This window comes from Azoarcus sp. DD4, assembly GCF_006496635.1.
In the GTDB taxonomy this organism is placed as follows: domain Bacteria; phylum Pseudomonadota; class Gammaproteobacteria; order Burkholderiales; family Rhodocyclaceae; genus Azoarcus.
In genome coordinates this window covers 3,290,035-3,316,481 of record NZ_CP022958.1, presented here as the reverse complement: position 1 = coordinate 3,316,481, position 26,447 = coordinate 3,290,035, and the positions used below count along the sequence as shown (strand labels likewise).

General features: G+C 66.8%; 25 protein-coding genes. 15 read left to right on the top strand and 10 right to left on the bottom strand.

The genetic code is table 11. The annotated features are described in order from the left end of the window. Window positions 1-2: 2 nt before the first annotated feature. Entirely contained in the window at window positions 3-725 is a 723-nt protein-coding gene (locus CJ010_RS15305) for an FCD domain-containing protein (RefSeq protein ID WP_141018835.1), read from the bottom strand. A gap of 159 nt (window positions 726-884) precedes the next feature. On the opposite strand from CJ010_RS15305, the gene CJ010_RS15300 reads away from it, so the two are divergent. The 9 genes from CJ010_RS15300 (at window position 885) to CJ010_RS15260 (ending at window position 8,529) form a co-directional block, all read left to right on the top strand. Continuing rightward, window positions 885-1,322, top strand: a complete 438-nt coding sequence (locus CJ010_RS15300) for a heme-binding protein (RefSeq protein ID WP_141018834.1) — start codon at window positions 885-887, stop codon at window positions 1,320-1,322. 51 nt (window positions 1,323-1,373) lie between these two features. Then, window positions 1,374-2,828 carry a 2-hydroxymuconic semialdehyde dehydrogenase gene (locus CJ010_RS15295; protein ID WP_141018833.1) on the top strand — a complete coding sequence of 485 codons (1,455 nt, stop codon included), beginning with the start codon at window positions 1,374-1,376 and terminating at the stop codon, window positions 2,826-2,828. Between the two features lie 115 nt (window positions 2,829-2,943). Then, complete coding sequence (dmpE, locus tag CJ010_RS15290) at window positions 2,944-3,726, top strand: 2-oxopent-4-enoate hydratase (RefSeq protein ID WP_141018832.1); 783 nt, start codon at window positions 2,944-2,946, stop codon at window positions 3,724-3,726. Window positions 3,727-3,819: 93 nt separating this feature from the next. After that, window positions 3,820-4,614, top strand: coding sequence for an SDR family NAD(P)-dependent oxidoreductase (locus CJ010_RS15285; RefSeq protein ID WP_141018831.1), 795 nt, complete (start codon window positions 3,820-3,822; stop codon window positions 4,612-4,614). A 32-nt stretch (window positions 4,615-4,646) separates the two neighbouring features. Continuing rightward, entirely contained in the window at window positions 4,647-5,567 is a 921-nt protein-coding gene (locus CJ010_RS15280) for an acetaldehyde dehydrogenase (acetylating) (RefSeq protein WP_141018830.1), read from the top strand. A 14-nt stretch (window positions 5,568-5,581) separates the two neighbouring features. Further along, a complete protein-coding gene (gene dmpG / locus CJ010_RS15275) occupies window positions 5,582-6,622 on the top strand; it encodes a 4-hydroxy-2-oxovalerate aldolase (protein WP_141018829.1) in 1,041 nt (346 codons plus the stop codon). After that, entirely contained in the window at window positions 6,619-7,407 is a 789-nt protein-coding gene (gene dmpH / locus CJ010_RS15270; protein WP_141018828.1) for a 2-oxo-3-hexenedioate decarboxylase, read from the top strand. The genes dmpG and dmpH overlap by 4 nt, the downstream gene beginning before the upstream one ends. Window positions 7,408-7,615: 208 nt before the next feature. Then, entirely contained in the window at window positions 7,616-7,807 is a 192-nt protein-coding gene (locus CJ010_RS15265) for a 2-hydroxymuconate tautomerase (protein ID WP_011766160.1), read from the top strand. A 140-nt stretch (window positions 7,808-7,947) separates the two neighbouring features. Continuing rightward, window positions 7,948-8,529 (top strand): antibiotic biosynthesis monooxygenase, encoded by a 582-nt coding sequence (locus CJ010_RS15260; protein ID WP_240794377.1) that lies wholly within the window; start codon window positions 7,948-7,950, stop codon window positions 8,527-8,529. A gap of 70 nt (window positions 8,530-8,599) precedes the next feature. Here the strand turns inward: CJ010_RS15260 and CJ010_RS15255 are convergent, their stop codons facing one another. The 7 genes from CJ010_RS15255 to CJ010_RS15225 form a co-directional block, all read right to left on the bottom strand. Then, entirely contained in the window at window positions 8,600-9,925 is a 1,326-nt protein-coding gene (locus CJ010_RS15255) for a TRAP transporter large permease (protein WP_141018827.1), read from the bottom strand. Next, complete coding sequence (locus CJ010_RS15250) at window positions 9,922-10,449, bottom strand: TRAP transporter small permease (protein WP_141018826.1); 528 nt, start codon at window positions 10,447-10,449, stop codon at window positions 9,922-9,924. The genes CJ010_RS15255 and CJ010_RS15250 overlap by 4 nt, the downstream gene beginning before the upstream one ends. Window positions 10,450-10,526: 77 nt before the next feature. Next, the gene (locus CJ010_RS15245; RefSeq protein WP_141018825.1) at window positions 10,527-11,558 is read right to left on the bottom strand and encodes a TRAP transporter substrate-binding protein; all 1,032 of its coding nucleotides are present in this window, start codon (window positions 11,556-11,558) and stop codon (window positions 10,527-10,529) included. 42 nt (window positions 11,559-11,600) lie between these two features. Next, window positions 11,601-12,251: a maleylacetoacetate isomerase gene (gene maiA / locus CJ010_RS15240; RefSeq protein WP_141018824.1), complete on the bottom strand. Its 651-nt coding sequence runs from the start codon at window positions 12,249-12,251 to the stop codon at window positions 11,601-11,603. A gap of 8 nt (window positions 12,252-12,259) precedes the next feature. Continuing rightward, window positions 12,260-13,453 (bottom strand): 3-hydroxybenzoate 6-monooxygenase, encoded by a 1,194-nt coding sequence (locus tag CJ010_RS15235; protein WP_141018823.1) that lies wholly within the window; start codon window positions 13,451-13,453, stop codon window positions 12,260-12,262. Window positions 13,454-13,569: 116 nt separating this feature from the next. After that, window positions 13,570-14,280, bottom strand: coding sequence for a fumarylacetoacetate hydrolase family protein (locus CJ010_RS15230; RefSeq protein WP_141018822.1), 711 nt, complete (start codon window positions 14,278-14,280; stop codon window positions 13,570-13,572). Between the two features lie 43 nt (window positions 14,281-14,323). After that, entirely contained in the window at window positions 14,324-15,361 is a 1,038-nt protein-coding gene (locus tag CJ010_RS15225) for a cupin domain-containing protein (protein WP_141018821.1), read from the bottom strand. 172 nt (window positions 15,362-15,533) lie between these two features. Between CJ010_RS15225 and CJ010_RS15220 the strand changes: the two genes are divergently transcribed. Beyond that, window positions 15,534-16,475, top strand: coding sequence for a LysR family transcriptional regulator (locus CJ010_RS15220; protein ID WP_141018820.1), 942 nt, complete (start codon window positions 15,534-15,536; stop codon window positions 16,473-16,475). On the opposite strand, the gene CJ010_RS15215 is transcribed toward CJ010_RS15220, so the two are convergent. Continuing rightward, window positions 16,457-17,509, bottom strand: a complete 1,053-nt coding sequence (locus CJ010_RS15215; RefSeq protein WP_205754794.1) for a type I glyceraldehyde-3-phosphate dehydrogenase — start codon at window positions 17,507-17,509, stop codon at window positions 16,457-16,459. The genes CJ010_RS15220 and CJ010_RS15215 overlap by 19 nt on opposite strands. Window positions 17,510-17,728: 219 nt before the next feature. Here CJ010_RS15215 and CJ010_RS15210 point away from each other — a divergent pair, with 219 nt between their 5' ends. Together CJ010_RS15210 and CJ010_RS15205 are read left to right on the top strand one after the other, a co-directional pair. Further along, window positions 17,729-18,919 carry an NnrS family protein gene (locus CJ010_RS15210; protein WP_141018819.1) on the top strand — a complete coding sequence of 397 codons (1,191 nt, stop codon included), beginning with the start codon at window positions 17,729-17,731 and terminating at the stop codon, window positions 18,917-18,919. Between the two features lie 90 nt (window positions 18,920-19,009). Continuing rightward, the gene (locus CJ010_RS15205; protein WP_141018818.1) at window positions 19,010-19,294 is read left to right on the top strand and encodes a hypothetical protein; all 285 of its coding nucleotides are present in this window, start codon (window positions 19,010-19,012) and stop codon (window positions 19,292-19,294) included. Between the two features lie 115 nt (window positions 19,295-19,409). Here the strand turns inward: CJ010_RS15205 and CJ010_RS15200 are convergent, their stop codons facing one another. After that, a complete protein-coding gene (locus tag CJ010_RS15200; protein ID WP_141018817.1) occupies window positions 19,410-20,957 on the bottom strand; it encodes a fumarate hydratase in 1,548 nt (515 codons plus the stop codon). Between the two features lie 271 nt (window positions 20,958-21,228). Here CJ010_RS15200 and acs point away from each other — a divergent pair, with 271 nt between their 5' ends. The 3 genes from acs (at window position 21,229) to CJ010_RS15185 (ending at window position 26,397) form a co-directional block, all read left to right on the top strand. Then, window positions 21,229-23,193, top strand: coding sequence for an acetate--CoA ligase (gene acs, locus CJ010_RS15195; RefSeq protein WP_141018816.1), 1,965 nt, complete (start codon window positions 21,229-21,231; stop codon window positions 23,191-23,193). Between the two features lie 262 nt (window positions 23,194-23,455). Further along, window positions 23,456-23,653, top strand: coding sequence for a hypothetical protein (locus CJ010_RS15190; RefSeq protein ID WP_205754991.1), 198 nt, complete (start codon window positions 23,456-23,458; stop codon window positions 23,651-23,653). Further along, window positions 23,653-26,397, top strand: a complete 2,745-nt coding sequence (locus CJ010_RS15185; RefSeq protein ID WP_141018814.1) for a sensor histidine kinase — start codon at window positions 23,653-23,655, stop codon at window positions 26,395-26,397. The genes CJ010_RS15190 and CJ010_RS15185 overlap by 1 nt, the downstream gene beginning before the upstream one ends. Window positions 26,398-26,447: the final 50 nt, after the last annotated feature.

Sequence of the window (26,447 nt, the reverse complement as noted above, 5' to 3'; positions counted from 1 at the left end):
AATCAGCGTGGCTGTGCCGGGCGGGTGAAGAAATCGGCCGGCATGCGCTTCACCGCGTCGAGGGTACGCAGGATGTGCTCGGTGAGGATGGAGGTGGCGCGGGTCGCATCGCGTGCCAGGGTGGCGTCGAAGATGGCCTGGTGCTCGGCGTGGATGTCGCGCGCGATCGGCTGGCGGAACAGGCTGATGCGGCGGTAGCGCTCCGACTGCTGGTAGAGGATGTGCTGAAAATGACGGATCCAGCGCGACGGGCAGGCGGCGATCAGGGCTTCGTGAAAGGCCCGGTTGCGCAGCTCCCATTCCTCGGTGGTGCCGGTGTCGTGGTCGGCGAGCTTTTGCTCCGCGCGCGACAGGCGATGGAAGGCGGCTACCAGATCCGCCTCCCAGGCATCGCTGCCGAGCGCGATCGACTGGCGCAGCGCCTCGGTTTCGAGCAGTACGCGGGTGCGGGTGATGTCTTCGAAGTCGGCAACCGAGATCGGCGCCACGCGAAAGCCACGCTGGCCCTGGGCCACCACCAGCGCGTCGGTGACCAGCAGCAGCAGGGCTTCGCGCAGGGTGCCGGCACCGACCTCGTACTGGTCCTTCAGATGCTCGACGCGCAGCTTTTCGCCCGGCGGATGCACGCCTTCGATGATGTCGCGGCGCAAGCGGTTGTAGGCGGCTTCGACCAGGGTCTTGGGTTCCTGGGTGTCGGGCGCTTCGGCGACGGCGGTGTTGATCATGGTGGTTCGCACTGCGAATACGGGATGGCGGGATTCTAACGGACAGCAAATTTTTTCTGTTAGCTAAAAATCTCGAGATTTAATATTGACGTCGAGAATATGATGTTTTACCTTGACGTCCATCGCGGACCGCAGGCGTCCGCGCTCTGGAGAGGCCCAATGAAAGTCGTCGTGAATCAGCCCTGCATCGCCTGGGAAGCCGCCCACCGTGCCGCCGAGGCGGCGGTGCGGCATGCGGAATCGCTCGGCGTGCGGATCAACGTCGGCGTCACCGACGCGACGGGCAATCTGATGGCCTTCCTGCGCATGCCGGGTGCCTTTCCGCAGTCCATCCAGATCGCCATCGACAAGGCCTACACCGCCGGCGGCTTCGGCTTTCCGACGGCGCAGTGGATGTCGGTGTTCGGCGAGGACGAGGGCATGAAGCTGGGCTTTTCGGCGCAGCCGCGCCTCATCGTGTTCGGCGGCGGTCTGCCGCTGCGGGTGGAGGGGCAACTGGTTGGCGGCATCGGGGTGTCGGGCGCTTCGGCCGCACAGGATGCCGAATGCGCGCGCGCCGGGCTGCGCGCCATCGGTGCCGACGAAATCGAAGATTGAGCAATGAATAACGGGTGGCGCGCACGCGCTGGCCGGCCACGGAGAGCATCCATGAAACAGATCCACAACTTCATCAACGGCGAATTCGTCGCCACCGCGAAGACTTTCGACAAGTACTCGCCGCTAGATAACCAGCGCATCGCGCTGGTGCACGAGGCGGGCAAGATCGAGGTCGATGCCGCGGTCGCTGCCGCCCAGGCCGCGCTCAAAGGGCCGTGGGGCAAGATGACGGTGGCCGAGCGGGTCGATCTGCTCAATGCGGTGGCCGACGGCATCAACCGCCGCTTCGACGACTTCCTCGCCGCCGAATGCGCCGATACCGGCAAGCCGAAGAGCCTCGCCAGCCATATCGACATCCCGCGCGGCGCGGCCAACTTCAAGATCTTCGCCGACGTCATCAAGAGCGTGCCCACCGAGTTCTTCGAGATGGCCACGCCGGATGGCCGCGGTGCGCTCAACTACGCGCTGCGCCGCCCGGTCGGCGTGGTCGGCGTGATCTGCCCGTGGAATTTGCCGCTGCTGCTGATGACCTGGAAGGTGGGCCCGGCGCTGGCCTGCGGCAACACCGTGGTGGTCAAGCCCTCGGAAGAAACCCCGCAGACCGCGACCCTGCTCGGCGAGGTGATGAACGAGGTCGGCATGCCCAAGGGTGTGTACAACGTGGTGCACGGCTTCGGGCCGGGTTCGGCGGGCGAGTTCGTCACCACCCACCCCAAGGTCAACGCGATCACCTTCACCGGCGAAACCCGCACCGGCGCCGCGATCATGAAGGCCGCCGCCGACGGCGCCCGTCCGGTGTCGCTGGAGATGGGCGGCAAGAACCCGGCCATCGTGTTCGCCGACTGCGATTTCGACGCCGCCATCGAAGGCACCATGCGTTCGGTGTTCGCCAACTGCGGCCAGGTCTGCCTCGGCACCGAGCGGGTGTACGTCGAGCGGCCGATCTTCGACCGCTTCGTCGCGGCGCTGAAGCAGGGCGCCGAAGGCCTGAAACTCGGCCGCCCGGAAGACGCCAGCACCGGCATGGGCCCGCTGATCTCGCAGGAGCACAAGAACAAGGTGCTCTCCTACTACAACAAGGCCAAAGAACTCGGCGCCACCGTGGTTACCGGCGGCGGCGTGCCGCAGATGCCGGGCGAACTCGCCAACGGCGCCTGGGTGCAACCGACGATCTGGACCGGTCTCGACGACAACTCGCCGATCGCGCGCGAAGAAATCTTCGGCCCCTGCACGCTGATCCAGCCCTTCGATGCTGAGGACGAGGTGATCCGCCGCGCCAACGACACCGACTACGGCCTGGCCTGCTCGGTGTGGACCAAGGACCTGGCCCGCGCCCACCGCGTCGCCGGCCAGATCGAAGCCGGCTTGGTGTGGGTGAATTCCTGGTTCCTGCGCGACCTGCGCACCCCCTTCGGCGGCGCCAAGCAGTCCGGCATCGGCCGCGAGGGCGGGGTGCATTCGCTCGAGTTCTATACCGAGCAGAAGAACATCTGCATCAAGCTCTGAGGGCGAGACAGGGGTTTCGCGGCGCACGCGCCGCGCCTGTCGAGCGGGCCGGCTGTGCAAAGCCGGCGCTCCACGGGTTACCCCTCTTCGCGCAGCGACAAATTGGAGGTAGCAAATGGACAAGACCTTGATCGAACGGCTCGGCGACGAGCTTTACCAGGCGCTGGTCAAGCGCGAAGTGCTGGCGCCGCTGACCGAACGCCATCCGGACATCACCATCGCCGACGCCTACCGCATCCAGCAGCGCATGAACGCGCGCCGGCTGGAAGCGGGCGAGCGGGTGGTGGGCAAGAAGATCGGCGTCACCTCCAAGGCGGTGATGAACATGCTGGGCGTCTATCAGCCCGACTTCGGCATCCTCACCGACGGCATGCTCTACAACGAGGGCGAGGCCATCGCCGCCGACACCCTGATCCAGCCCAAGGCCGAAGGCGAGATCGCCTTCGTGCTGAAGAAGGATCTGAAGGGCCCCGGCGTGACCGCTGCCGACGTGCTGGCCGCCACCGAAGGCGTGATGACCTGCTTCGAGATCGTCGATTCGCGCATCCGCGACTGGAAGATCAAGATCCAGGACACCGTCGCCGACAACGCCTCCTGCGGCGTCTTCGTGCTCGGCGACAGCCTGGTCGATCCGCGCAAGGTCGATCTCAACACCTGCGGCATGATCCTCGAGAAGAACGGCGAAATCGTCGCCACCGGTGCCGGCGCCGCGGCGCTGGGCGCGCCGGCCAACGCGGTCGCCTGGCTGGCCAACACGCTGGGCAGCCTCGACATTCCGCTGAAGGCGGGCGAAGTCATCCTGTCCGGTTCGCTTGCGATCATGGTGCCGGTGAAGGCCGGCGACAACCTGCGCGTCACCATCGGCGGCATCGGCGGCTGTTCGGTGCGCTTCGTCTGATTTTCCGGTTGCAGGCGCGCGGCGGGGCGAGCTCTCTCTCCCTCTCTCCTGCCCCGTCGCGTGGCCTGTTCCTCTCCCCACAGGAGACAACACATGGACTTTGAGCTTTCCGGCAAGCGCGCCCTGGTGACCGGCTCGACCGCCGGCATCGGCTACGCGATCGCCCGCCGGCTGGCGGCCGAAGGCGCCGAGGTGGTGGTCAACGGCCGCGATGCCGGCCGGGTGGAAGCCGCCTGCGCGCGCCTGCGCGCCGAGCTGCCGGCGGCGAAGCTGCGCGGCATCGCCGCCGATGTGGCCACCGCCGACGGTGTGGCAGCGCTGCTCGCAGCCTGCGACGACGTCGATATCGTAGTGAACAACCTCGGCATCTACGCTCCCTGCGCCTTCGAAGACATCGGCGACGCCGAATGGCAGCACTTCTTCGAGGCCAACGTGATGAGCGGCGTGCGCCTCGCCCGTCATTACCTGCCGCGCATGAAGGCACGCAACTGGGGCCGGGTGGTGTTCATCTCCAGCGAATCCGGCCTCAATCCGCCGGGCGACATGGTCCATTACGGCATGACCAAATCCGCCCAGCTGTCGATCTCGCGCGGGCTGGCCGAGACTTGCGCCGGCACCGGCGTCACGGTGAACGCGGTGCTGCCCGGTCCGACCCGCACCGAAGGCGTCGCCGACTTCTTCGCCAAGCTCGCCGCCGAGCAAGGCGTCGCGGTGGAGACGGTGGAGCGCGAGTTCTTCAACCGCGACCGTCCGAGTTCGCTGCTGCGCCGCTTCATCGAACCGGCCGAGGTCGCCAACCTCGTCGCCTACGTCTGCAGCCCGCTGTCTTCCGCCACCAACGGTGCCGCGCTGCGCGTCGATGGCGGCGTGGTGCGCAGCATCGGCTGAGCGAACCCCATACCCCTGCAAGGAAGAGACCCATGAACAAGATCAAATGCGCGCTGATCGGCCCGGGCAACATCGGCACCGATCTGCTCTACAAACTGAAGCGCAGCCCGGTGCTGGAGCCGGTGTGGATGGTCGGCATCGACGCCGCCTCCGAAGGCCTGGCGCGCGCCCGCGAGCTCGGGCTCAAGACCACCGCCGACGGCGTCGACGGCCTCTTGCCCCATGTGAAGGCCGACGGCGTGCAGATCGCCTTCGACGCGACTTCCGCCTACGTCCATGCCGAGAACAGCCGCAAGCTCAATGAACTGGGCGTGCTGATGATCGACTTGACGCCCGCGGCCATCGGCCCCTTCTGCGTGCCGTCGGTCAATCTGGTCGAGCATGTGGGCAAGGGTGAGATGAACGTGAACATGGTCACCTGCGGCGGCCAGGCCACCATCCCGATGGTCGCGGCGGTGAGCCGCGTGCAGCCGGTGAAATACGGCGAGATCGTCGCCACCGTGTCCTCGAAATCCGCCGGCCCCGGCACCCGCAAGAACATCGACGAATTCACCCGCACCACCGCCGGCGCGGTCGAGAAGGTGGGCGGCGCCAAGGTCGGCAAGGCCATCATCATCCTCAACCCGGCCGAGCCGCCGCTGATCATGCGCGACACGGTGCATTGCCTCACCGAAACCGAACCGGACCAGCAGAAGATCACCGAGTCCATCCACGCGATGATCCGCGAGGTCCAGAAGTACGTGCCGGGCTACAAGCTCGTCAATGGCCCGGTCTTCGACGGCAACCGGGTGTCGATCTATCTGGAGGTCGAAGGCCTGGGCGACTACCTGCCGAAGTACGCCGGCAACCTCGACATCATGACCGCAGCCGGTGCCCGCACCGCCGAGATGTTCGCCGAGGAAATCCTCGCCGGCCGTCTCACCCTCGAATCCAACCGCGCCGTGCTGGCTTGAATCAGGAGAAAACCATGGACCTTCGCGGCAAACGCATCACCGTTCACGACATGACGCTCAGGGACGGCATGCATCCCAAGCGCCACCTGATGACGCTGGAGCAGATGAAGACCATCGCCCAAGGGCTCGATCAAGCGGGCATCCCGCTGATCGAAGTCACCCACGGCGACGGCCTGGGCGGCAGCTCGGTGAACTACGGCTTTCCGGCGCACACCGACGAGGAATACCTCGGCGCGGTGATCCCGCTGATGAAGCAGGCCAAGGTCTCGGCGCTGCTGCTGCCGGGCATCGGCACCGTCGATCACCTGAAGATGGCGCATGAACTCGGGGTGAACACCATCCGCGTCGCCACCCACTGCACCGAAGCCGATGTCTCCGAGCAGCACATCAGCTATGCGAGAAAGCTCGGCATGGACACCGTGGGCTTTCTGATGATGGCGCACATGAACACGCCGGAAGGGCTGGTGCAGCAGGCGAAGCTGATGGAGAGCTATGGCGCCAACTGCATCTACGTCACCGACTCGGCCGGTCACCTGCTGCCCGACACGGTGAAGGCGCGCATCGGCGCGGTCCGTGCTGCCTTGAAACCCGAAACCGAACTCGGCTTCCACGGCCACCACAACCTCGCGATGGGCGTCGCCAACAGCATCGCCGCGATCGAAGCCGGGGCGACCCGCATCGACGCCGCCGCCGCCGGGCTGGGCGCGGGCGCGGGCAACACCCCGATGGAGGTGCTGATCGCGGTGTGCGACCTGATGGGGATCGAGACCGGCGTCGATGTGTTCAAGATCCAGGACGTGGCCGAGGATCTGGTCGTGCCGATCATGGACTTCCCGATCCGCATCGACCGCGATGCGCTCACGCTGGGCTACGCGGGCGTGTACGGCTCCTTCCTGCTCTTTGCCAAGCGCGCCGAGAAGAAGTACGGCGTGCCGGCGCGCGAGATCCTGGTCGAGATGGGCCGGCGCGGCATGGTCGGCGGCCAGGAGGACATGATCGAGGACACCGCCATCACCCTGGCGAAGGCGAAACAGGCACAAGGAGTCGCAGCATGAAGCTGTCGCGCGAAATCATCGAGCAACTCGCCATCCGGCTGGAAACCTGCGAGCTGGAGGCGAAGGACACGCCCAAGATCACGGACGATCATCCGGACATGGACTGGGACGACGCCTACGCCATCCAGGATGAGATCAAGCGCCGCAAGATCGCCCGCGGCGCGCGGATCGTCGGCCTCAAGGCCGGGCTGACCTCGCACGCTAAGATGAAGCAGATGGGCGTGGAAACGCCGGTGTTCGGCTTCCTCGCCGACTACTTCAGCGTGCCCGAGGGTGGCGAGATCGACACGGGCAAGCTGATCCACCCCAAGGTGGAGCCGGAAATCGCCTTCGTCACCAAGGCGCCCCTGAAGGGGCCGGGCTGCCACATCGGCGCGGTGCTCGCCGCCACCGACTTCGTGATCCCGGCCATCGAGATCATCGACAGCCGCTACCGCGACTTCAAGTTCGACCTCAAGAGCGTGGTCGCCGACAACTGCTCGTCGAGCCGCTTCGTGGTCGGCGGGCGGATGGGCAATGTCGCCGAACTCGACCTGCGCACCACCGGCATCGTGCTGGAGAAGAACGGCGAACCGGTGGCCTTCGGCGCCGGTGCCGCGGTGCTCGGCCACCCGGCCGCAGCGATCGCGATGCTGGCCAACATGCTGGGCGAGAAGGGCGAGGAAATCCCCGCCGGCACGCTGATCCTGTCCGGCGGCATCACCGAAGCCGTGGCGGTGCAGCCGGGCGACGCGGTGACGCTGCGGGTGCAGGATCTCGGCTCGGTGTCCTGCCGGTTCAGGTAGACGATAGCGAGACTGGACGCTAAGTGTCGTCCGCGCTTGTTCTCGAAACGGTTTTGTCCCTCCCCCTTCAAGGGGGAGGTTAGGAGGGGGATGGGGTTGAGCTCGGCGCTGTAATACCCCATCCCCACCCCAACCCTCCCCTTGAAGGGGAGGGCGCACGACCCCTCAATCCTCCGCTCCCGCCCGCGCCCATTCAAGGAGAACCCTCATGCCATTCGCCCAGATCTACATGATCGAAGGCCGCACCGAAGAACAGAAGCGTGCGGTCATCGAGAAAGTCACCGCCGCCCTGGTCGAGGCGGTCGGCGCGCCCAAGGAAACCGTGCGCGTCTGGATCCAGGACGTGCCCAATACCAACTGGGGCATCGCCGGCGTCACCGCCAAAGACCTCGGCCGCTGATCCTGCGGCGGACGGAGAGCGCGGCTTGGTCCGGGGCGGCCGTTCTCCTCGCTCCGTCCCGCCGCCGACCCACCTCGAACCCATCCGCCCGTAACCGGTACGCTGCCTGAACCGGTAGCGAAGAGAGGGAGGTAGTTGCCATGGAAGAGCGCACAGTCATGCCGTCGGCGGCCGTGCCGGCCCCGGTGACCCGCATCGCCCGCCGTCGGGCAAAGCCCGGCCTGGAGGCGGAGTACGAAGCCCGCGTCCGCCGGATGTTCGGCGCGATGCGCGAGCAGCCGGGTTTCCTCGGTGCCGACCTGTTGCCGCCGGAGCAGCCTGGCGGCGATTACCAGATCGTGGTGCGCTTCGCGTCGGAGGCCGACCTGCAGGCTTGGGACGCGTCTCCGGCGCGGGCGCAAAGTCATGGTCGCCTGCGCGAGGTGGCGGAGGGCGAACCCGAGTTCCGCCGCCTGTCCGGGCTGGAGGCCTGGTTCGCGCCGGCGGTGGTGCCGGCGACGATGCATCCGCCGCGCGCCCGCATGGCCGTCGTGACCTGGCTGGGCATCTTTCCGACGGTGTCGCTGGTGCTGTGGCTGGTGGCCCCGCTGCTTGCCGCCTGGCCCTTCCTGCTGCGCACCGCGGTGCTGACCGCGCTGATCGTGGCGACCATGACCTGGGTGGTGATGCCGCGCCTGACGCGCTGGCTGCGCGGCTGGATCAATCCTTCCGCAGCGCGCTGAGTCCGGTCCGCCCGCAAATAAGGGCGGCTCCCGCAGGAGCCGCCCCGTTGGCTGCCGCGTGTGGCCGGCGTCAGCTGAAGATGCGCAGTGCGACCAGCGAGATGCTGGGGAAGAGCACGAGCAGGAAGATGCGCAGGATGTCGGAGGCGAGGAAGGGGAGGACGCCGCGGAAGATGGTGGCCATCGGGATATCCTTGGCCATCGAGCTGATGATGTAGACGTTCATCCCGACCGGCGGGGTGATCAGGCCAACCTCCATGACCACCAGCGCGATCATGCCGAACCAGATCGCCTTCTCCTCGATACCGAGGCCGAAGTAGTCCATGCCCAGGATGATGGGCAGGAAGATGGGCACGGTGAGCAGGATCATCGACAGGCTGTCCATCACGCAGCCGAGCAGCAGGTAGATGACGATGATGGCGAACAGCACGGTGAAGGGGCCGAAGCCCATGCTCTCGACCCACGCCGCCGCCTCGGCCGGCATCTGGCTGACCGCCATGAAGGAGTTGAGCATGTCGGCGCCGAGCAGGATCAGGAACATCATGCCGGTGCCGGTGGCGGTGCCGTAGATGCACTGCATCAGGCCCTCGCCCTTGAGGCCGCCCGACTTCCAGGCGGCGATGCCGGTGGCGATCACGCCCACCGCGGCCGCTTCGGTCGGGGTGAAGAGCCCGCTGTAGATGCCGCCGATCACCACCAGGAAGATCAGCAGCACCGGCCAGGTGTCGATCACCGTGGAGACGCGCTCGGCCCAGCTGTGCCTGGGGCTGCCGGGGCCGCCCGCCTGCGGATCGATACGGGTGACGATGGCGATCACCACCATGTAGCCGATCGCCGCCAGGATGCCCGGCACGAAGGCGGCCAGGAAGAGCTTGGCGATGTTCTGCTCGGCCAGGATCGCGTAGATCACCAGCGGCACCGAGGGCGGAATCAGGATGCCCAGCGTGCCGCCGGCGGCCAGCGAGCCGGTGGCAAGGCTGGGCTTGTACTGGTGACGCTTCAGTTCGGGCAGCACCACGTGCGACATGGTCGCTGCGGTGGCGAGCGAGGAGCCGCAGATCGCACCGAAGCCGGCGCACGAGGCCACGCCCGCCATCGCCATGCCGCCTTTCCAGTGGCCGATGAAGGCATTGCCCGCCTTGAACAGCGCGCGCGACAGCCCGCCATGGGTGGCGAACTGGCCCATCAGCAGGAAGAGCGGTACGACCGACAGGTCGTAGAGCGAGAAGCGGCCATAGGGCGCGTTCTTGAGGTAGGCGAGCAGCGGGTCCCAGCCCGACACCCATACGTAGCCGATGGCGCCGGTGAGGAACATGGCGATGCCGATCTGCACCCGCAGCGCCAGCATGCCCATCATCACCACGCCCATGGTCAGGCCTATCGTGGTCCCGGTCATGATTTGGACTCTCCACTGATCTCAAGCATGAAGGTCTGCAGCGCGGCGATGCCCAGCAGCGCGAAGGACGGCGCCACCGGGATGTAGCCCCACCACACCGGCAGCGCGATCACCATCGACGTTTCGCCGTATTCGCGCATCTCGAGCATGCCGTCCCACACCCGCCAGGCGAGGAAGAAGGACGAGGCCGACAGCAGCAGCGCAGCGATCGCATCGAGCCCGCGCTTGAGCGCGGCCGGCGCCCACAGGGTGAAGAAATCGACGAACACGTGGCCCTTGCGCAGCTGGCAGTAGGGCAGGCACATCGCGATGCCCATCGCGGACATCATCTGCACCAGTTCGTAGTCGCCCGGTACGGGCAGGTTGAAGAGCGCACGGCCGATCACGCTCACCACCGACATGATCGACTCGATGATGAAGATCGCGCCGCCGAGCACCGCGAGCGTGGCGCAGGCCGCCTCGACGGACCGCCCCAACATGCCGGCAGCCGGCACGCAGGGGCGGTCCTCTATCATTTCCGCCATTGGAATTCTCTCTGTTGAACCATGAAGCACAACGCGCCGCCCGGGGGAGGGCGGCGCGCTGTCGGGGTGGATTGCGTTCAGTGCGCGGTGGAGTACTTCTTCACCAGGGCGACTGCATCGTCGTAGAGCTTCTTGCCGTCCACGCCCTTGGCCGAGGTCTCCTTGATCCACTCGTCGGTCACCGGCTTGGCGGCCGCTTCCCAGCGCGCCATTTCCTCTTGGGGAATGGCGTAGATGGTGTTGCCGTTCTTGGCAGTGACGTCGCGCCCGACCGCGTCCGCCGCGACGTGCTGGGCGGCGACCCAGGCCGAGAATTCACGGCCGCTGTTGTTGTCGATGACCTTCTTCAGTTCGGGCGGCAGGCTGTCGTACTTCTTCTGGTTCATCACGTAGATCATGGTCGCCGTCGTCATGGCGCGGGCGCTACCGGATTCGGCGTGGTACTTGGTCAGCTCCTGCGTCTTGGTCGCGGGAACCACTTCCCAGGGCACCAGCGCGCCGTCGATCACGCCCTTGGACAGGCTTTCGGCCATCTGCGGCACCGGCATGCCGACTGCGGTTGCACCGAGCGAGGTGAGCAGCTTGTTGCCCAGGCGCGAAGGCGCACGCACCTTCAGGCCCTTGATGTCTTCCAGCGTCTTGACCTGCTTGTCGCGGAAGTGCAGCACGTTGGGACCGTTCACCCAGGTGGCGAGCGGTTTGATGCCGGGGAATTCGCCCATGGCGTTGGCCTGCACGTAATCCCACATGGCGCGGGCCGAGGCCTCATGCGTGGTAGTGATGAAGGGCAGTTCGAACACTTCCGAGACCGGGAAGCGGCCCGGCGTGTAGCCCGGCAGGGTCCACACCACGTCGGCGACGCCGTCGCGCACCTGGTTGAGCAGTTGCGGCGGCGTGCCGCCCAGCTGCATGGCCGGATAGATCTGGCACTTGAGCTTGCCCTGCGATTCGGCGGCGAGCTTGTCGCACCAGGGCACGATGACCTTGGCGTGCATCGGGGCGACCGGCGGCAGGAAGTGCGCGACCTTGATCACGACTTCCTGGGCGAAGGCGGCGGTGGGAAGCAGCAGGGCGGCCAGCAGGCCGAGTGCGGTCTTGCGTGTTTGCATCGGATGTCTCCTCTTGTGGGCGAATATGGTTTCTTGTGGTGTTCAGCGGGCGATGCCCGGCGCGTCCGGCTGCACGGCCGGCGCCGCGCGGCGGAAGGCGTCGAGTTCGGCGCAGGCAGCGTCTACCGCGACGATGTTCGGATAGGGCGTCAGGTCTACATTGAAGCGGCGGGCGCTTTCGACCTGCGGGATCAGGTACACCTCGGTCAGGCCGGGCGCTTCGCCGAAGCAGAAGGCGCCGCGCCGGCTGTCGGCGGCGAGGATGACTTCCAGCGCCTCGAAGCCGGCGGTGATCCAGTTGGCGCACCAGGCCAGCACCGCCGCCTCGTCGCAGCCCAGGGTCTTGCGCAGGTATTCGAGGATGCGGCGGTTGTTGATCGGGTGGATGTCGCAGCCGACGATCGCCGCCATCGCCCGTACCCGGGCGCGGTCGTCCGGGTCGGACGGCAGCAGCGGCGGCTTGGGATGGCGTTCGTCCAGCCACTCGATGATGGCCGGCGACTGGATCAGCGTCAGGTCGCCATCGACCAGCGCCGGCACCAGCTGCTGCGGGTTGATCGCCTTGAAGGCGGCACCGAGGTGTTCCTCGGTGCGCAGATCCACCGGCACGTACTCGTAGGCGATGCCCTTGAGGTTGAGCGCGATGCGCAGGCGGTGCGAGGTGCCGCTGCGGAAGAAGTTGTAGAGCTTCATGCGCGTCTTCAATCCTTGGCCAGGCAGTTGTCGACGTTCCAGCCGTACAGCCACTCCATCGCATCGTAGAAACGCTCGGCGCTGCGGCCCTTCCACAGCTCGTTGCGCACCAGGCGCTCGACGCCTTTGGCGTGGTAGATACGGCCCATCTCGCGCGAGGACAGCACGATGCGCGCGGTGCGGGCGACGCGCGAGCGCTGGTAGAGATCGAAGGCCTTGACGAAGTCGTTGCCGCAGACGCGCAGCGCCTCGCCCAGGGTCACCGCGTCTTCCAGCGCCATGCAGGCGCCCTGCGCCATGTACTGGGTGGTCGGGTGGGCGGCGTCGCCGAGCAGGGTGGCGCGGCCGTAGGTCCATTGGCCGATCGGCTCGCGGTCGGCGGTCGCCCAGCGCTTCCAGCTCTTGGGCAGGTCGATCAGCTGGCGGGCCTTGGGGCAGATGCCCTGGAAGTAGCTCTGCACCTCTTCCGGACTGCCTTCGGTGACGCCCCATTCTTCCTGCTTGCGGCTGTGGAAGGTGACGACGACGTTGTACTGCTCGCCGCCGCGCAGCGGGTAGTGCACCAGGTGGCAGTTGGGGCCGACCCAGATGCTGGCGGCGTTCCACTGCAGGTTCTCGGGGAAGTCCTTCTTGTCGATCACCGCACGGTAGACCACATGGCCGGTGACGCGCGGCGGATCGTTCACATACTGCTTGCGCACCACCGACTTGACGCCGTCGGCACCGATCACCGCGATGCCGCGGTAGGCATTGCCGGCCTGATCGTAGACGGTGACGCTGTTCTCGTCCTGTTCGATGCGTTCGACATGGGTGGAGGTGATGAACTCGACCTTGCCGGTTTCCTGCGCACCTTCGAGCAGCGACAGGTGGACATCGACGCGGTGGATGACCGCGTAGGGGTTGCCGAAACGCTTGCGGAAGGCTTCGCCGGTGGGGATCTTGCCGACCTGGTATTCGTCGATGGCATCGTGCATCACCATGTAGTCGGTGTAGACCGCGCGGCCGCGCGCCTTTTCGCCGACGCCGAGCGCGTCGAAGGCGTGGAAGGCGTTGGGGCCGAGCTGGATGCCGGCGCCGATTTCGCCGATCTCCGCAGCCTGTTCCAGCACCTTGACCGAGAAGCCCTGGCGCACCAGGGCCAGCGCGGCGGCCAGGCCGCCGATGCCACCGCCGACGACGATGACGGGAAGTTGTTCGTTCATGCTTGTCTCCTCCTTCCGAGGGATGTCTGATATTTCGGGCAAGGCTCCGCCTGCGCACCCGCCGGAACGGGTGCGTTGCAGGAAGGGAGGGGGATTGCCCGCGCGGGGGCGGTGGCTTACTCGGGCTGGCCGATGGTCAGCGCGATGTCGCCGACCCGGTCGATGTGGCCGGTGATCCGGTCGCCGGCCTTGACCGCGCCGACGCCTTCCGGCGTGCCGGTGTAGATCAGGTCGCCCGGCTCGAGGTGATAGAACTTGGACAGGTCGGCGATGATCTCGCGGATGTTCCAGATCAGCAGCGACAGGTCGGCGGTCTGCTTGGTCTCGCCATTGACCTGCAGGTTGATCGCGCCCTGGTCGAGCACGCCCAGGCCGGCGGCCGGGATGATCTCGGTGCACACCGCGGACTTTTCGAAGTTCTTGCCCAGATCCCACGGCCGGCCCTGCTCGCGGGCGACCAGCTGCAGGTCGCGACGGGTCATGTCGAGGCCGGCGGCGTAGCCGTAGATCATCGCGTCGGCATCGGCTTCGGCCACGCGGAAGCCCGCCTTGCCGATCGCCACCACCAGTTCCATCTCGTAATGGTAGTTGGCGGTGCCGGCGGGATAGGGCACGGTGGCGCCGGATTCGACCAGGGTGGAGGCGTCCTTCAGGAAGTAGAAGGGGCTCATCGTGGACTTGTCGACCGGGCGGCCCATCTCGACCGCGTGGGCGTGGTAGTTGCGGCCGACGCAGAAAATGCGCTTGACCGGGAAGCGCGCCTCGTTGCCGCGCACCGGCAGCGAATGGACCGGCGCGGGGTTCCACAGGTAGTTGGCTTGGGACATCGATATTCTCTCCGTAGTGTGCTTTATCAGGCCCGGGCCGCGCTCAGGCGCGAACCTCGTAGACGCCGAGTTTCTTGTGCAGCGGGCTTTCGTCGGCGATAAAGGCGAAGGCGGGCTTGTCGGTCGAGCGGTTCTTCAGCGTCACCGGCGTATAGCCGGGGATGCAGCAGGTGTCGGCCTCGGCCAGCGCAAAGCTGTGGCCCTCGATCGCCACCTCGGCGCCACCTTCGATCTGGTGGAACACCATCGCCGGGGAGCGTGCGGGCAACTGCAGGGTTTCGCCCGGGCGCAGCATCAGCGCCGAGAAGCCGAGGATATTCTGGCAGTCCGCGCCGGTTTCGGGGTTCACATAGGCGACCTGCACCGCCTCGATCTGCGGCTGGCTGGCAGCCAGCGCTTCGAGCGCGGCGCGCACGTCGGCCCAGGGGTAGCGCAGCATCGGGTAGCGCTGGCCGGCACGGGTGAACACGGGCGAGGGCACCACGCCGCCGCGCTGGTAGGCGCGCTCCGCGGCTTCGCCGGTGACCGTCTGCAGCGTGCCCTCGGTGACGTAGGACGCTTCCATGTAATAGACCAGCGGCAGGTCGAGCACGTCCAGCCACACCACCGGGGCATCGCCGTCGTGGCCGTGTTCGTGCCACAGGCCGGTGGGGGTGAGGATGAGGTCGCCGCGGACCATCGGGCACTTTTCGCCATCGACCGTGGTATAGGCACCTTCGCCCTCGACGATCATGCGCACCGCGTTGGGGGTGTGGCGGTGGGCCGGGGCGATTTCACCCGGCAGCAGCAGCTGCATACCGAGGTAGATGGACGAGCTGGCCTGCATCTTTTCCAGGCCGTGGCCGGGGTTGGCGAGCACCAGCACGCGACGCTCGGCCTTTTCGATCGGGGTGAGTTCGCCAGCCTGCATCAGCAGCGGGCGCAGCGCTTCGTAGCTCCAGCGTGTGGGCCGGGTGCGCGGGCCGGGCTTGCCCGGCGGCAGCACCGCGCGCAGGCTGGGCCACAGCGGCACCAGGTTCTGCGCGGTCAGGGCCTCGCGGTAGTCGATGGGCAGGTCTTCGAGGCGACCGAGTTCCAGCATGTCGAAAGCTCCTCCTGGTATCGCCGCTCCTCGGGATCGGACTGCTTTGATCCAGATCAGTGTGAGTCGGCGTTCGTTATGGTGAGCGGACTCTAAAGCGCTATCGACATTTGATCCATGCAATGCTATCAATGCCTCGAATTCGAAAATCGAATAGTCTGATGGGGGCGATATGCAATCGCTGGAAATCCGCTTGCTCAGCGTCTTCGACGAGATCTACAAGACGCGCAGCGTGACGCGCGCGGCGGACAACCTCGGGTTGGGACAGCCCGCGGTGAGCATCGCGCTGGGCAAGCTGCGCGAGCATTTCAACGATCCGCTCTTCGTCCGCACCTCGACCGGCATGGAGCCGACGCCACTGGGCGAAGAGCTGGTGCAGCCCATCCGCGGCGCCATCGACGCGCTGGCCAATGCGCTGCGCTACCGCACTGCCTTCGACCCGGCCACCGCGCAGCGCAGCTTCCGTATCTGCATGACCGACATCAGCCAGCTGGTGCTGCTGCCGCGCCTGTGGGCTGAACTGCGGGCGACCGCGCCCGGCGTGCGTATCGAAATCGCCCACCTGACGGCGGAGACGGCCAAGATGCTCGAGGCGGGCGAGGCGGACCTGGCGCTGGGCTTCATGCCGCAGCTCGAGGCCGGCTTCTACCAGCAGTCGCTGTTTCGCCAGCACTACGTCTGCATGGTGAGCGCGGACCACCCGCGCATTCGCGACAGCCTCAGCCTGGCGCAATTCGAGGCGGAGGAGCATGCGGTGGTGAGCAGTTCCGGCACCGGCCACCTGATCGTCGACCGCGAGATCGCCCGCCAGAACATCGCCCGCCGCGTCGCGCTGCGGGTGCCCAACTTCCTCGGCGTGGCCTTCGTGGTGGAGCACACCGACCTGTTGGTGACCATCCCGACGCGGCTGGGCGAGGTGCTGGCCGGGCGCGGCCACTTCCGCACCTTCCCGGTGCCCTTCGAACTCCCGGACTACGCGGTGAAGCAGCACTGGCACCAGCGCTATCACCACGACCCGGGCAACCGTTGGCTGCGCCGGCTGATCTCAGGCCTGCTGTCGACCGCGCCGGCCGAAGATGTCGCGGTGACGCCGGATCAGCTGCGCAGCCAGTGACGGGCGACGTCGAGCATGCGGTTGGCGAAGCCCCATTCGTTGTCGAACCACACCATCAGATTCACCAGCCGGCTGCCGTTCACATGGGTCTGGCCGCCGTCGACGATGGCCGAGTGCGGGTCGTGGTTGAAGTCGATCGAGGCGTGCGGTTCGTCGCTGTAGGCGACGAGGCCGGCGTAGGGGCCGGCGGCGGCTTCCTGCAGCAGCTGGTTGATGCGTGCGGCGGTGACGTCACGGCCCACGGTAAGCACCAGGTCGATGGCCGACACGTTGTGCGTCGGCACCCGGATCGCCTTGGCCTGCACCCGGCCGGCCAGCGCCGGCAGCAGACGCTCCACGCCGCGCGCCAGCCCGGTCGACACCGGGATGATGGACTGCATCGCCGAACGGGTGCGGCGCAGGTCGGTGTGGTGATAGCCGTCGATCAGCGGCTGGTCGTTCATCACCGAATGCAGGGTGGTGAGCAGCACCTGCTCAAGGCCGAGCTCGCGATGCAGCAGCGCCAGCACCGGTACCACCGCGTTGGTGGTGCAGGAGGCGTTGGAAACGAGGCGCTCGCGACCGGTGAGGATCTGCTGGTTGATGCCGTAGACCACGGTGGCGTCGACGTCGGCGGCGCTGTTGCCCGGATGGGACAGCAGCAGGCGCGGACAGCCGGCGTCGAGAAAGCGGGTCAGCGCCGCGCGGTCGCTGTACTGGCCCGAGCATTCGACCACCAGGTCGATCTCCATGCCTGTCCAGTCCACCGCCTCGGGCGTGGTCGCGTGGGTGACGGCGACCATCTCGCCGCCGATCAGAAGGTGATCCTCGCCGGCGGCGACGCTGTCGGGAAAGCGGCCGTGGGTAGAGTCGAAGCGGGTGAGGTAGGCGATGCTGGCGAGATCTGCGGGCTCGTTGATCGCGACCAGGCGGAAGTCGTTGCGGGCGGTCGATTCGTGCAGCGCGCGCAGGAAGCAGCGGCCGATGCGGCCGTAGCCATTGATGGCGAGGCGAACGGGCCCAGAGACGGGGGACGGCGGTGTGGCAGGCGGCACGGACGGCGGGCCGGTCTGGCCGGCTGGGTTGATCGAACAAGCAGCGGATTCTAACGCCTGCGGGGCATCGCTGCGTCCAGAGCGCGCGGCGCGACTTATCCTGGGTCAAGGATGCCGCATTCGCCGCGCCGGATACTTCGGCGCAACGGGGAGGAACACGCCCCGATGCACGCTCGCGCACTGCCGGCCGTGCGACAACCCCTGACGAGGACACCTGCGATGGCCCTGATTCCACTCGAAGAACCGACCACCCGGCGCGTGCCGCCCGACAGGCTGGCCCTGTTCGCACTCGGTTTCCGCCCCTTCTATCTGCTCGCGGCCGGTTTCGCCGTGCTGGCGGTGCCGGCCTGGGTGCTGGTGCTCGCGGGCTGGCTGACGCCACCGATAGCGGGCCTCTGGTGGCATGCGCACGAGATGCTGTTCGGCTTCGCGGTGGCGGTGATCGTCGGTTTTCTGCTCACCGCCGGACGCAACTGGACCGGCCTGCCGACACCTAGCGGGCGGCCGCTGGCGGCGCTGGCGGCACTGTGGCTGGCGGGCCGGCTGGCGATGATCGCGGGCGATGGCGTCGTCGTCGCGGCGGTGGATCTCGCCTTCCTGCCGGTGGCGGCGATCGCGCTCGGCCGCGTGCTGGTGAAGGCCCGCAGCAAGCGCAACTACTTCCTGCTGGTGATGCTGGCGGCGCTGACGCTGGCCAATCTCGTCTTCCATCTGGCGCGCTTCGGTTTCGCCGGGGGCGACCCGCTGCTGCCGCTGCATTTCGCGCTCGGGCTGGTGGTGGTGATCGAGACTACGATTGCGGGCCGGGTGGTGCCGATGTTCACCTCGAACGCGTTGCGCGGCATCCGCCAGTGGCAGCATCCGCGCCTCAATATCGCCGCCATCGTGGGCACGGCACTGGCGCTCGGCCTGTGGGCCGCCGGTGTCGAAGGCGCCTGGGTGGGCGGGGTCGCGCTGCTCGCGGCGCTGCTGCAGGCAGTGCGCTGCGCCGGCTGGAATCCGCGCGCTGCGCTGGCCAAACCGCTGCTGTGGATCCTGCACCTGTCGCACCTGTGGATACCGGTGGGGCTTGCGCTGCTCGCGGCCGCGCAGTGGGGATGGGTGCCGCGCTCGGCCGGCATCCACGCGCTCGGGATCGGGGCGACGGCGGGCCTGATCATGGGCATGATCACCCGTACCGCACTCGGCCACACCGGCCGCATGCTGGAAAGCGGTCCGGTGGAGGCGGCTGCCTACGTGCTGGTGCAGGTGGCGGCGGTGGCACGGGTGCTGACGCTGGCGGTCATCCCGGCTGCGGCGCTGGCCGGCATCCATCTGGCGGCGACGGCGTGGGTGCTGGCCTTTGTGCTCTACCTGTGGCGCTACCTGCCCATGCTCGTCAGGGCAAGGGTGGATGGGCGCGAGGGTTGAGGCGCGCTGCAGGTGCCCGGCCGATACTTGACTCGGCTCTGGGGTTTAAGCAGGCTTCGTCCATTTCAATCCGTCAGCGGTTTTCAGAACATGGCAGGCGCGCACTTCGTGGGGCATGAGGAGCCGGCCTCCGGCGAGTATCACGGCGACATCTACGCGCTTGAGCACGACGCGGACGAGCTGCAGAAACTGGGGGTCGAGATCGGCCCCTTCCGCGCGCCGCTGGGCTGCTTCGAGAACTGCCGGCTTTCCGCGCCGGCCTTGCACCGCCTGCAGGTGCTGGGTGGAAAATACCTTTGGGATCTGCGGCCGGTACGTGTATCGGGTAGTGCATGGGAGTCATCCGCTTGCGCCGGTTTGCCGCGTTACCACTGAGCCGCCCTGCGGGCCGGGCATAGCCCCGGCGGCGGGCGCACCACCCCTATAAAGAAAAAGCCCGACCGGTTTCCCGGTCGGGCTCCTCGTCGCCGCGATTACGCGCGGACCCTTATCAGGCGGCGGCGACCGGAATCTTGCCGATCTTGATCTGCCATTCCTTCGGGCCGGTGTCATGCACGCTGGTGCCGGACGAATCGACCGCCACGGTGACCGGCATGTCCTGCACGTCGAACTCGTAGATCGCTTCCATGCCGAGATCCTCGAAGCCGACCACCTTGGCCGACTTGATCGCCTTGGCGACGAGATAGGCCGCACCGCCGACCGCCATCAGGTAGGCGGACTTGTTGTCCTTGATCGCGTCGATCGCGACCGGGCCGCGCTCGGACTTGCCGATCATCGAGATCAGGCCGGTCTTCTCGAGCATCATGCGGGTGAACTTGTCCATGCGGGTCGCGGTGGTGGGGCCGGCCGGGCCGACGACTTCGTCGCGCACCGGATCGACCGGGCCGACGTAGTAGATCACGCGGTTGGTGAAATCCACCGGCAGCTTCTCGCCCTTGGCCAGCATGTCCTGGATGCGCTTGTGGGCGGCATCGCGGCCGGTGAGCATCTTGCCGTTGAGCAGCAGCTTCTGGCCCGGTTTCCAGGACGCGACTTCTTCCTTCGTGAGAGTGTCGAGATTGACGCGGATGGCCGACTTGAGGTCGGGTGTCCAGGTCACCGCGGGCCAGTCTTCCAGGCGCGGCGGCTCGATCTTGGCCGGGCCGGAGCCGTCGAGGTGGAAGTGGCAGTGGCGGGTGGCGGCACAGTTGGGCACCAGCGCCACCGGCAGGTTGGCGGCATGACAGGGGTAATCCAGCACCTTGACGTCGAGCACGGTGGTGAGGCCGCCCAGGCCCTGGGCGCCGACGCCGAGCGCATTGACCTTCTCGTACAGCTCGAGGCGCAGTTCCTCGGCGCGCGTCAGCCTGGCGCCCGTTTTTGCGTACTCTGCGGCCTTGGCCTTGAGTTCGTGGATGTCGACCGGCGCCATGATGGATTCCTTGGCGAGCAGCATTGCCTTCTCCGGCGTGCCGCCGATGCCGATGCCGATGATGCCCGGCGGACACCAGCCGGCGCCCATTTCGGGGATCTTCTTCAGCACCCAGTCGACCAGGTCGTCGGACGGGTTGAGCATGGCGAACTTGGACTTGGCTTCCGAGCCGCCGCCCTTGGCCGCACAGATGACTTCGACGTGGTCGCCCGGCACGATCTCGAAATGGACCACCGCCGGGGTGTTGTCCTTGGTGTTCTTGCGGGCGCCGGCCGGGTCGGCCAGCACCGAGGCGCGCAGCGGGTTGTCCGGGTTGGCGTAGGCGCGGCGCACGCCTTCGTTCACCATCTCCTGCAGGCTCATGGTGGCGTCGTCCCAGCGCACGTTCATGCCGACCTTGAGGAAGACCATGCCGATGCCGGTATCCTGACAGATCGGGCGGTGGCCTTCGGCGGCCATGCGCGAGTTGGTCAGGATCTGGGCGATGGCGTCCTTGGCAGCGGGAGATTCTTCGCGTTCATAGGCTTCGCCCAGCGCCTTGATGTAGTCCAGCGGGTGGTAGTAACTGATGTACTGGAAGGCATCCGCGATGGACTGGATGAGATCTTCCTGGCGAATTGCGGTCATGACGCGAAGTCTCCGAGACGAGAGGGGTGAAGGGCGCAGGAGACAGTGCGTCCGGCGCTCGGCGGGCGCGCTGCCATGCTGCAGTGAACCATCGAATTCTAGCACCGCGGCCGCATCGGCGTGGTTCGCGGCGTGTAAGTCCTGTGTAAGATAGGTGTTCTTAAATGCCGTGCATTCCGCGGTATGGCACGCGGGCAGATCAAGGCTGGAACCCACCAGCCGACCCACCCGGGTCAGCTTCAACCATTTGACCAGTTGAGGAGAGGTGAGCATGTCCAACGAACAACAAGTCCGCATTTACAACCCCTCGGAAGAAGCGGTGAAAAATGCAGCCGTCTCCGGCATGGATGCCTACTGGGCGCTGTGCAAGGAAGCGGAACAAGACTACGAAGGCTACTGGGCGCGCAACGCCCGCGAGCTGGTCGACTGGAAGAAGCCCTTCACGCAGGTGCTGGACGAAAGCAACGCGCCGTTCTTCAAGTGGTTCGCCGACGGCCAGCTCAACGTCTCCTACAACTGCCTCGACCGCAACGTCGAGAAGGGCCTGGGCGACAAGGTGGCGATCATCTTCGAAGCCGACAACGGCGAAGTCACCCGCGTCACCTACAAGGATCTGCTCGGCCGCGTCTGCAAGTTCGCCAACGCGCTGCGCGCCTCCGGCGTCAGGAAGGGTGACCGCGTCGTCATCTACCTGCCGATGTCGATCGAAGGCGTGGTCGCGATGCAGGCCTGCGCCCGTATCGGCGCCACCCACTCCATCGTTTTCGGCGGCTTCTCCGCCCAGGCGCTGCGCGACCGCATCAACGATGCCGGCGCCGTCGCCCTCATCACCTCCGACGGCCAGTTCCGCGGCGGCAAGGCCCTGCCGCTCAAGCCGATCGCCGACGAAGCGCTGTCGCTGGGCGGCTGCGAATCGATCAAGAATGTGTTCGTGGTCAAGCGCACCGGCGCCGAATGCGCCATGGTCGCCGGCCGCGACGTCTGGTACCACGACGTGGTCGCGGGCCAGGCCGATACCTGCGAACCGGAATGGGTGGATGCCGAGCATCCGCTGTTCCTGCTCTACACCTCGGGCTCCACCGGCAAGCCGAAGGGCGTCCAGCACTCCACCGGCGGCTACCTGCTGCACGCCATCCTGACGATGAAGTACACGTTCGACATCAAGCCGAGCGACGTCTTCTGGTGCACTGCCGACATCGGCTGGGTGACGGGCCACACCTACATCACCTACGGTCCGCTCGCCTGCGGCACCACCGAAATCGTCTTCGAAGGCGTGCCGACCTACCCGGACGCCGGACGCTTCTGGAAGATGATCCAGGACCACAAGGTCAGCGTGTTCTACACCGCGCCGACCGCGATCCGTTCGCTGATCAAGGCCGCAGACAACAACCCGGCGGTGCACCCGACCAAGTACAACCTCTCCAGCCTGCGCATCCTGGGTTCGGTGGGCGAGCCGATCAACCCGGCCGCGTGGGAGTGGTACTACGAGAACGTCGGCGGCAGCCGCTGCCCCATCGTCGATACCTTCTGGCAGACCGAGACCGGTGGCCACATGATCACCCCGCTGCCGGGCGCCACGCCGCTGGTGCCGGGTTCGTGCACGCTGCCCTTCCCGGGCATCCAGGCCGCAGTGGTCGACGAGACCGGCACCGAAGTGCCCAACGGCCAAGGCGGCATCCTGGTGGTCAAGCGTCCGTGGCCGTCGATGATCCGCACCATCTGGGGCGATCCGGAGCGCTTCAAGAAGTCCTACTACCCGGACGACTTCAAGGGCAAGCTTTACCTCGCCGGCGACGGCGCGATCCGCGACAAGGACACCGGCTACTTCACCATCACCGGCCGTATCGACGACGTGCTGAACGTCTCCGGTCACCGCATGGGCACGATGGAAATCGAGTCCGCGCTGGTCGCGCACGAGAAGGTTGCCGAAGCCGCGGTCGTCGGTCGTCCTGACGACCTCACCGGTGAAGCCATCGTCGCCTTCGTGGTGCTCAAGGGCGCCCGTCCGACCGGCGAAGCCGCCGCGGCCGTGGTCAAGGAACTGCAGAACTGGGTCGGTCACGAGATCGGCCCCATCGCCAAGCCCAAGGACATCCGTTTCGGCGAGAACCTGCCCAAGACCCGTTCCGGCAAGATCATGCGTCGCCTGCTGCGCCAGCTGGCCAAGGGTGAAGAGATCACCCAGGACACCTCGACGCTGGAAAACCCGGCGATCCTGGAGCAATTGAAGGGCTAAGGCGCTTCACCGGGTTTCGCCGTAAGGCAAAACCCGGCGATCCTGGAGCAGCTCGAGGGCTGATGCCCGACGGCCGGATGCGGTGGGGGCCGCGCCGGCCGTGCAGTTCAGCAGGAGGAGTCCGGTTTGAATACCGGAGAGGGGAGAAGGAAGGCGCGCGCAGACGCGCCTCTTTTTTCATGCGTTCCGCAAACCCGTCGCCAAGAGCGGGATGGGCGCATCGCTATAATCCGACCACCATCGTCATCATGGGAGACGCATGATGCGTAAGGGGCTCGCCGGGCAAAGACTGGTCGCCGTGTTCCTGATCGGTCTGCTGCTCTTCAATTTTCCGCTGCTTTCGCTGTTCGACCGGGCCGAGCCGCTGTTCGGCCTGCCGATGCTGCTCGTCTATCTGTTCGTCGTATGGGGCGGGCTGATCGCGGTGGTGGCCTGGATCGCCGAGCGAGGGGCGCGCTGATGCTGCCGGCCAGCCTGATCGTCGGCATCTCGTTTTCCTATCTGCTCATCCTTTTTGCGGTGGCCTACTTCGGCGACAGACGCGCCGACCAAGGGCGTTCCGTCATTGCCAATCCGTGGATCTACGGCCTGTCGCTCGGGGTGTATTGCACCGCGTGGACCTATTTCGGCAGTGTCGGACGTGCGGCCTCGGGCGGCATCTGGTTCCTGCCCATCTACCTCGGCCCGACGTTGGGCCTGATGCTGTCGTGGCTGGTGGTGCTGAAGATGATCCGCATCTCGCGCACCTACCGCATTACGTCCATCGCCGATTTCATCGCTTCACGCTATGGCAAGAGCCACCTGCTCGGCGGGCTGGTAACGGTGATCGCCGTGGTCGGCACCGTGCCCTACATTGCGCTGCAGCTGAAGGCGATTTCCAGCGGTTTCGACCTGCTCACCGGCACCACCACCGGTGCGCTCGGGGTGCAGCGGCCGCCATCCGGCTGGTTCGACGACAGCACGCTGTACCTGGCGTTGACGCTGGCGGCCTTCACCATCCTGTTCGGCACGCGCCATCTCGACACCACCGAGCGCCACGAGGGCATGGTCGCGGCCATTGCGTTCGAGTCGGTGGTGAAGCTGTTCGCCTTCCTCGCGGTCGGGCTCTACGTCACCTACGTGCTGTACGACGGCTTCGGCGATCTCTACGCGCGTGCGGTTGCAGACGGAGGTCTGGCCTCGCTGCTGCGCTTCGACGACCTCAACCGCGGCGGCTACGGCGCCTGGTTCACCCTGGTGGTGCTGGCCATGCTGTCGGTGATCTTCCTGCCGCGCCAGTTCCAGATCGCGGTGGTCGAGAACGTGAACGAGCAGCACCTGCGCCGCGCCAGCTGGCTGCTGCCGGCCTACCTGCTGGCGATCAACATCTTCGTCCTGCCGATCGCGCTCGGCGGGCTGATGCACTTCGGCCGCGGCGTGCTCGATCCGGATACCTTCGTGCTCACCCTGCCGCTGGCGCATGGCCAGCGTGCGCTGGCGCTGCTGGTCTTCGTCGGTGGCCTGTCGGCGGCCACGGGCATGGTGATCGTCGAGACCATCGCGCTGTCGACCATGGTCTGCAACGATCTGGTGATGCCGTTGCTGCTGCGCACGCGCCGTCTCGCCGGCGGTGCCGGCCGCGACCTCACCGGCCTGCTGCTCGGCATCCGCCGCAGTGCCATCGTCGGCATCCTGATCCTCGGCTACGCCTATTTCCGCCTCGCCGGCGAAGCCTACGCGCTGGTCAGCATCGGCCTCATCAGCTTCGCGGCGGTGGCGCAGTTCGCGCCGGCCATGCTGGGCGGCATGTACTGGCGGGGCGGCACGCGCGAGGGCGCGCTCGCCGGCCTGCTGGCGGGTTTCTTGGTGTGGACCTACACCTTGCTGCTGCCGTCCTTCGTGAAGTCCGGCTGGGTCGATATGGCTTTCCTGGAGCAGGGCCTGTTCGGCCTGTCTTGGCTCAAACCGGAGCAGCTCTTCGGCATGAAGGGCCTGGATAACCTCAGCCACGCGATGTTCTGGAGCATGCTGGCCAACATCGGCTGCTATCTCGGTGTGTCGCTGCTGCGCGGGCCGAGTGCGGTCGAGACCAGCCAGGCGACGCTCTTCGTCGACGTGTTCCGGCGCGCCAATGCGCCGCCGGCGAGTTTCTGGCGTGGTAGCGCCGAGGTGCACGACCTGGTGCCGCTGGTGGCCCGCTTCCTCGGCCAGCGCCGCACGCACGAGGTCTTCAGCGCCTATGCGCGCAGCCGCGGCCTGGCCGGCATCGATCAGCTGCGGGCCGATCCGGATCTGGTGCATTTCGCCGAAACCCAGCTGGCGGGCGCGATCGGCAGCGCTTCGGCGCGCGTCATGGTCTCCACCGTGGTACAGGAGGAGCCGCTCGGGCTCGACGAGGTGATGGGTATCCTCGACGAAGCGTCGCAGGTCCGGGCCTACTCGCACGAGCTGGAAGACAAGTCGCGCGCGCTGGAAGCCGCCACCGCCGAGCTGCGTGCGGCCAACGAACAGCTGAAGGAGTTCGACCGGCTCAAGGACGACTTCATGTCCTCGGTGACCCACGAACTGCGCACGCCCTTGACCTCGATCCGCGCATTGTCGGAAATGCTGTACGACGATCCGCGCATCGACCTCGCAGACCGGAAACGTTTTCTCGGCATCATCGTGTCGGAAACGGAGCGGCTGACGCGGCTGGTGAACCAGGTGCTGGACCTCGCCAAGATCGAGTCCGGCCATGCCGAATGGCACAATTCGGATGTCGACATGCGTGCGCTCGTGACCCACGCCGCCGAAACCACCGCGCGGCTTTTCAGCGAACGTGGCGCGCGGGTCGAACTCGACCTGCCACCGGAGGTGCCGCTGCTGCGGGCCGACCACGACCGCCTGTTGCAGGTCATCCTCAACCTGCTGTCGAACGCCGCGAAATTCGTGCCGCAGGGCGAGGGCGTCGTGAAAGTGAGGCTGGCCTGCGACGGGCACGAGATCCGGGTCGACGTTGGCGACAACGGTCCGGGTATTTCCCCCGAGCAGGAAGCGGTGATCTTCCAGAAGTTCCGCCAGGGGGGAGACGAGCGCTCACGGCCGCAGGGTACCGGTCTGGGCCTGCCCATCAGCCGGCAGATCGTCGAGCATTTCGGTGGCCGGTTGTGGGTGGAGTCGCGGCCGGGCGAGGGGGCGACCTTCTCCTTCGTGCTGCCGCGATCGTCGGAGCGAGCCGGGAACTGACCACGAGCCGGACGTCGGGCGTCGAGGGGGCCCGACACGGCGGCGGGGAA

Bases quoted from the DNA above. Each gene is read 5' to 3' on its own strand.
- CJ010_RS15305 (WP_141018835.1), bottom strand. From the start codon at position 725: ATGATCAACACCGCCGTCGCCGAAGCGCCCGACACCCAGGAACCCAAG.
- CJ010_RS15300 (WP_141018834.1), top strand. From the start codon at position 885: ATGAAAGTCGTCGTGAATCAGCCCTGCATCGCCTGGGAAGCCGCCCAC.
- CJ010_RS15295 (WP_141018833.1), top strand. From the start codon at position 1,374: ATGAAACAGATCCACAACTTCATCAACGGCGAATTCGTCGCCACCGCG.
- dmpE (WP_141018832.1), top strand. From the start codon at position 2,944: ATGGACAAGACCTTGATCGAACGGCTCGGCGACGAGCTTTACCAGGCG.
- CJ010_RS15285 (WP_141018831.1), top strand. From the start codon at position 3,820: ATGGACTTTGAGCTTTCCGGCAAGCGCGCCCTGGTGACCGGCTCGACC.
- CJ010_RS15280 (WP_141018830.1), top strand. From the start codon at position 4,647: ATGAACAAGATCAAATGCGCGCTGATCGGCCCGGGCAACATCGGCACC.
- dmpG (WP_141018829.1), top strand. From the start codon at position 5,582: ATGGACCTTCGCGGCAAACGCATCACCGTTCACGACATGACGCTCAGG.
- dmpH (WP_141018828.1), top strand. From the start codon at position 6,619: ATGAAGCTGTCGCGCGAAATCATCGAGCAACTCGCCATCCGGCTGGAA.
- CJ010_RS15265 (WP_011766160.1), top strand. From the start codon at position 7,616: ATGCCATTCGCCCAGATCTACATGATCGAAGGCCGCACCGAAGAACAG.
- CJ010_RS15260 (WP_240794377.1), top strand. From the start codon at position 7,948: ATGGAAGAGCGCACAGTCATGCCGTCGGCGGCCGTGCCGGCCCCGGTG.
- CJ010_RS15255 (WP_141018827.1), bottom strand. From the start codon at position 9,925: ATGACCGGGACCACGATAGGCCTGACCATGGGCGTGGTGATGATGGGC.
- CJ010_RS15250 (WP_141018826.1), bottom strand. From the start codon at position 10,449: ATGGCGGAAATGATAGAGGACCGCCCCTGCGTGCCGGCTGCCGGCATG.
- CJ010_RS15245 (WP_141018825.1), bottom strand. From the start codon at position 11,558: ATGCAAACACGCAAGACCGCACTCGGCCTGCTGGCCGCCCTGCTGCTT.
- maiA (WP_141018824.1), bottom strand. From the start codon at position 12,251: ATGAAGCTCTACAACTTCTTCCGCAGCGGCACCTCGCACCGCCTGCGC.
- CJ010_RS15235 (WP_141018823.1), bottom strand. From the start codon at position 13,453: ATGAACGAACAACTTCCCGTCATCGTCGTCGGCGGTGGCATCGGCGGC.
- CJ010_RS15230 (WP_141018822.1), bottom strand. From the start codon at position 14,280: ATGTCCCAAGCCAACTACCTGTGGAACCCCGCGCCGGTCCATTCGCTG.
- CJ010_RS15225 (WP_141018821.1), bottom strand. From the start codon at position 15,361: ATGCTGGAACTCGGTCGCCTCGAAGACCTGCCCATCGACTACCGCGAG.
- CJ010_RS15220 (WP_141018820.1), top strand. From the start codon at position 15,534: ATGCAATCGCTGGAAATCCGCTTGCTCAGCGTCTTCGACGAGATCTAC.
- CJ010_RS15210 (WP_141018819.1), top strand. From the start codon at position 17,729: ATGGCCCTGATTCCACTCGAAGAACCGACCACCCGGCGCGTGCCGCCC.
- CJ010_RS15205 (WP_141018818.1), top strand. From the start codon at position 19,010: ATGGCAGGCGCGCACTTCGTGGGGCATGAGGAGCCGGCCTCCGGCGAG.
- CJ010_RS15200 (WP_141018817.1), bottom strand. From the start codon at position 20,957: ATGACCGCAATTCGCCAGGAAGATCTCATCCAGTCCATCGCGGATGCC.
- acs (WP_141018816.1), top strand. From the start codon at position 21,229: ATGTCCAACGAACAACAAGTCCGCATTTACAACCCCTCGGAAGAAGCG.
- CJ010_RS15190 (WP_205754991.1), top strand. From the start codon at position 23,456: ATGCGTAAGGGGCTCGCCGGGCAAAGACTGGTCGCCGTGTTCCTGATC.
- CJ010_RS15185 (WP_141018814.1), top strand. From the start codon at position 23,653: ATGCTGCCGGCCAGCCTGATCGTCGGCATCTCGTTTTCCTATCTGCTC.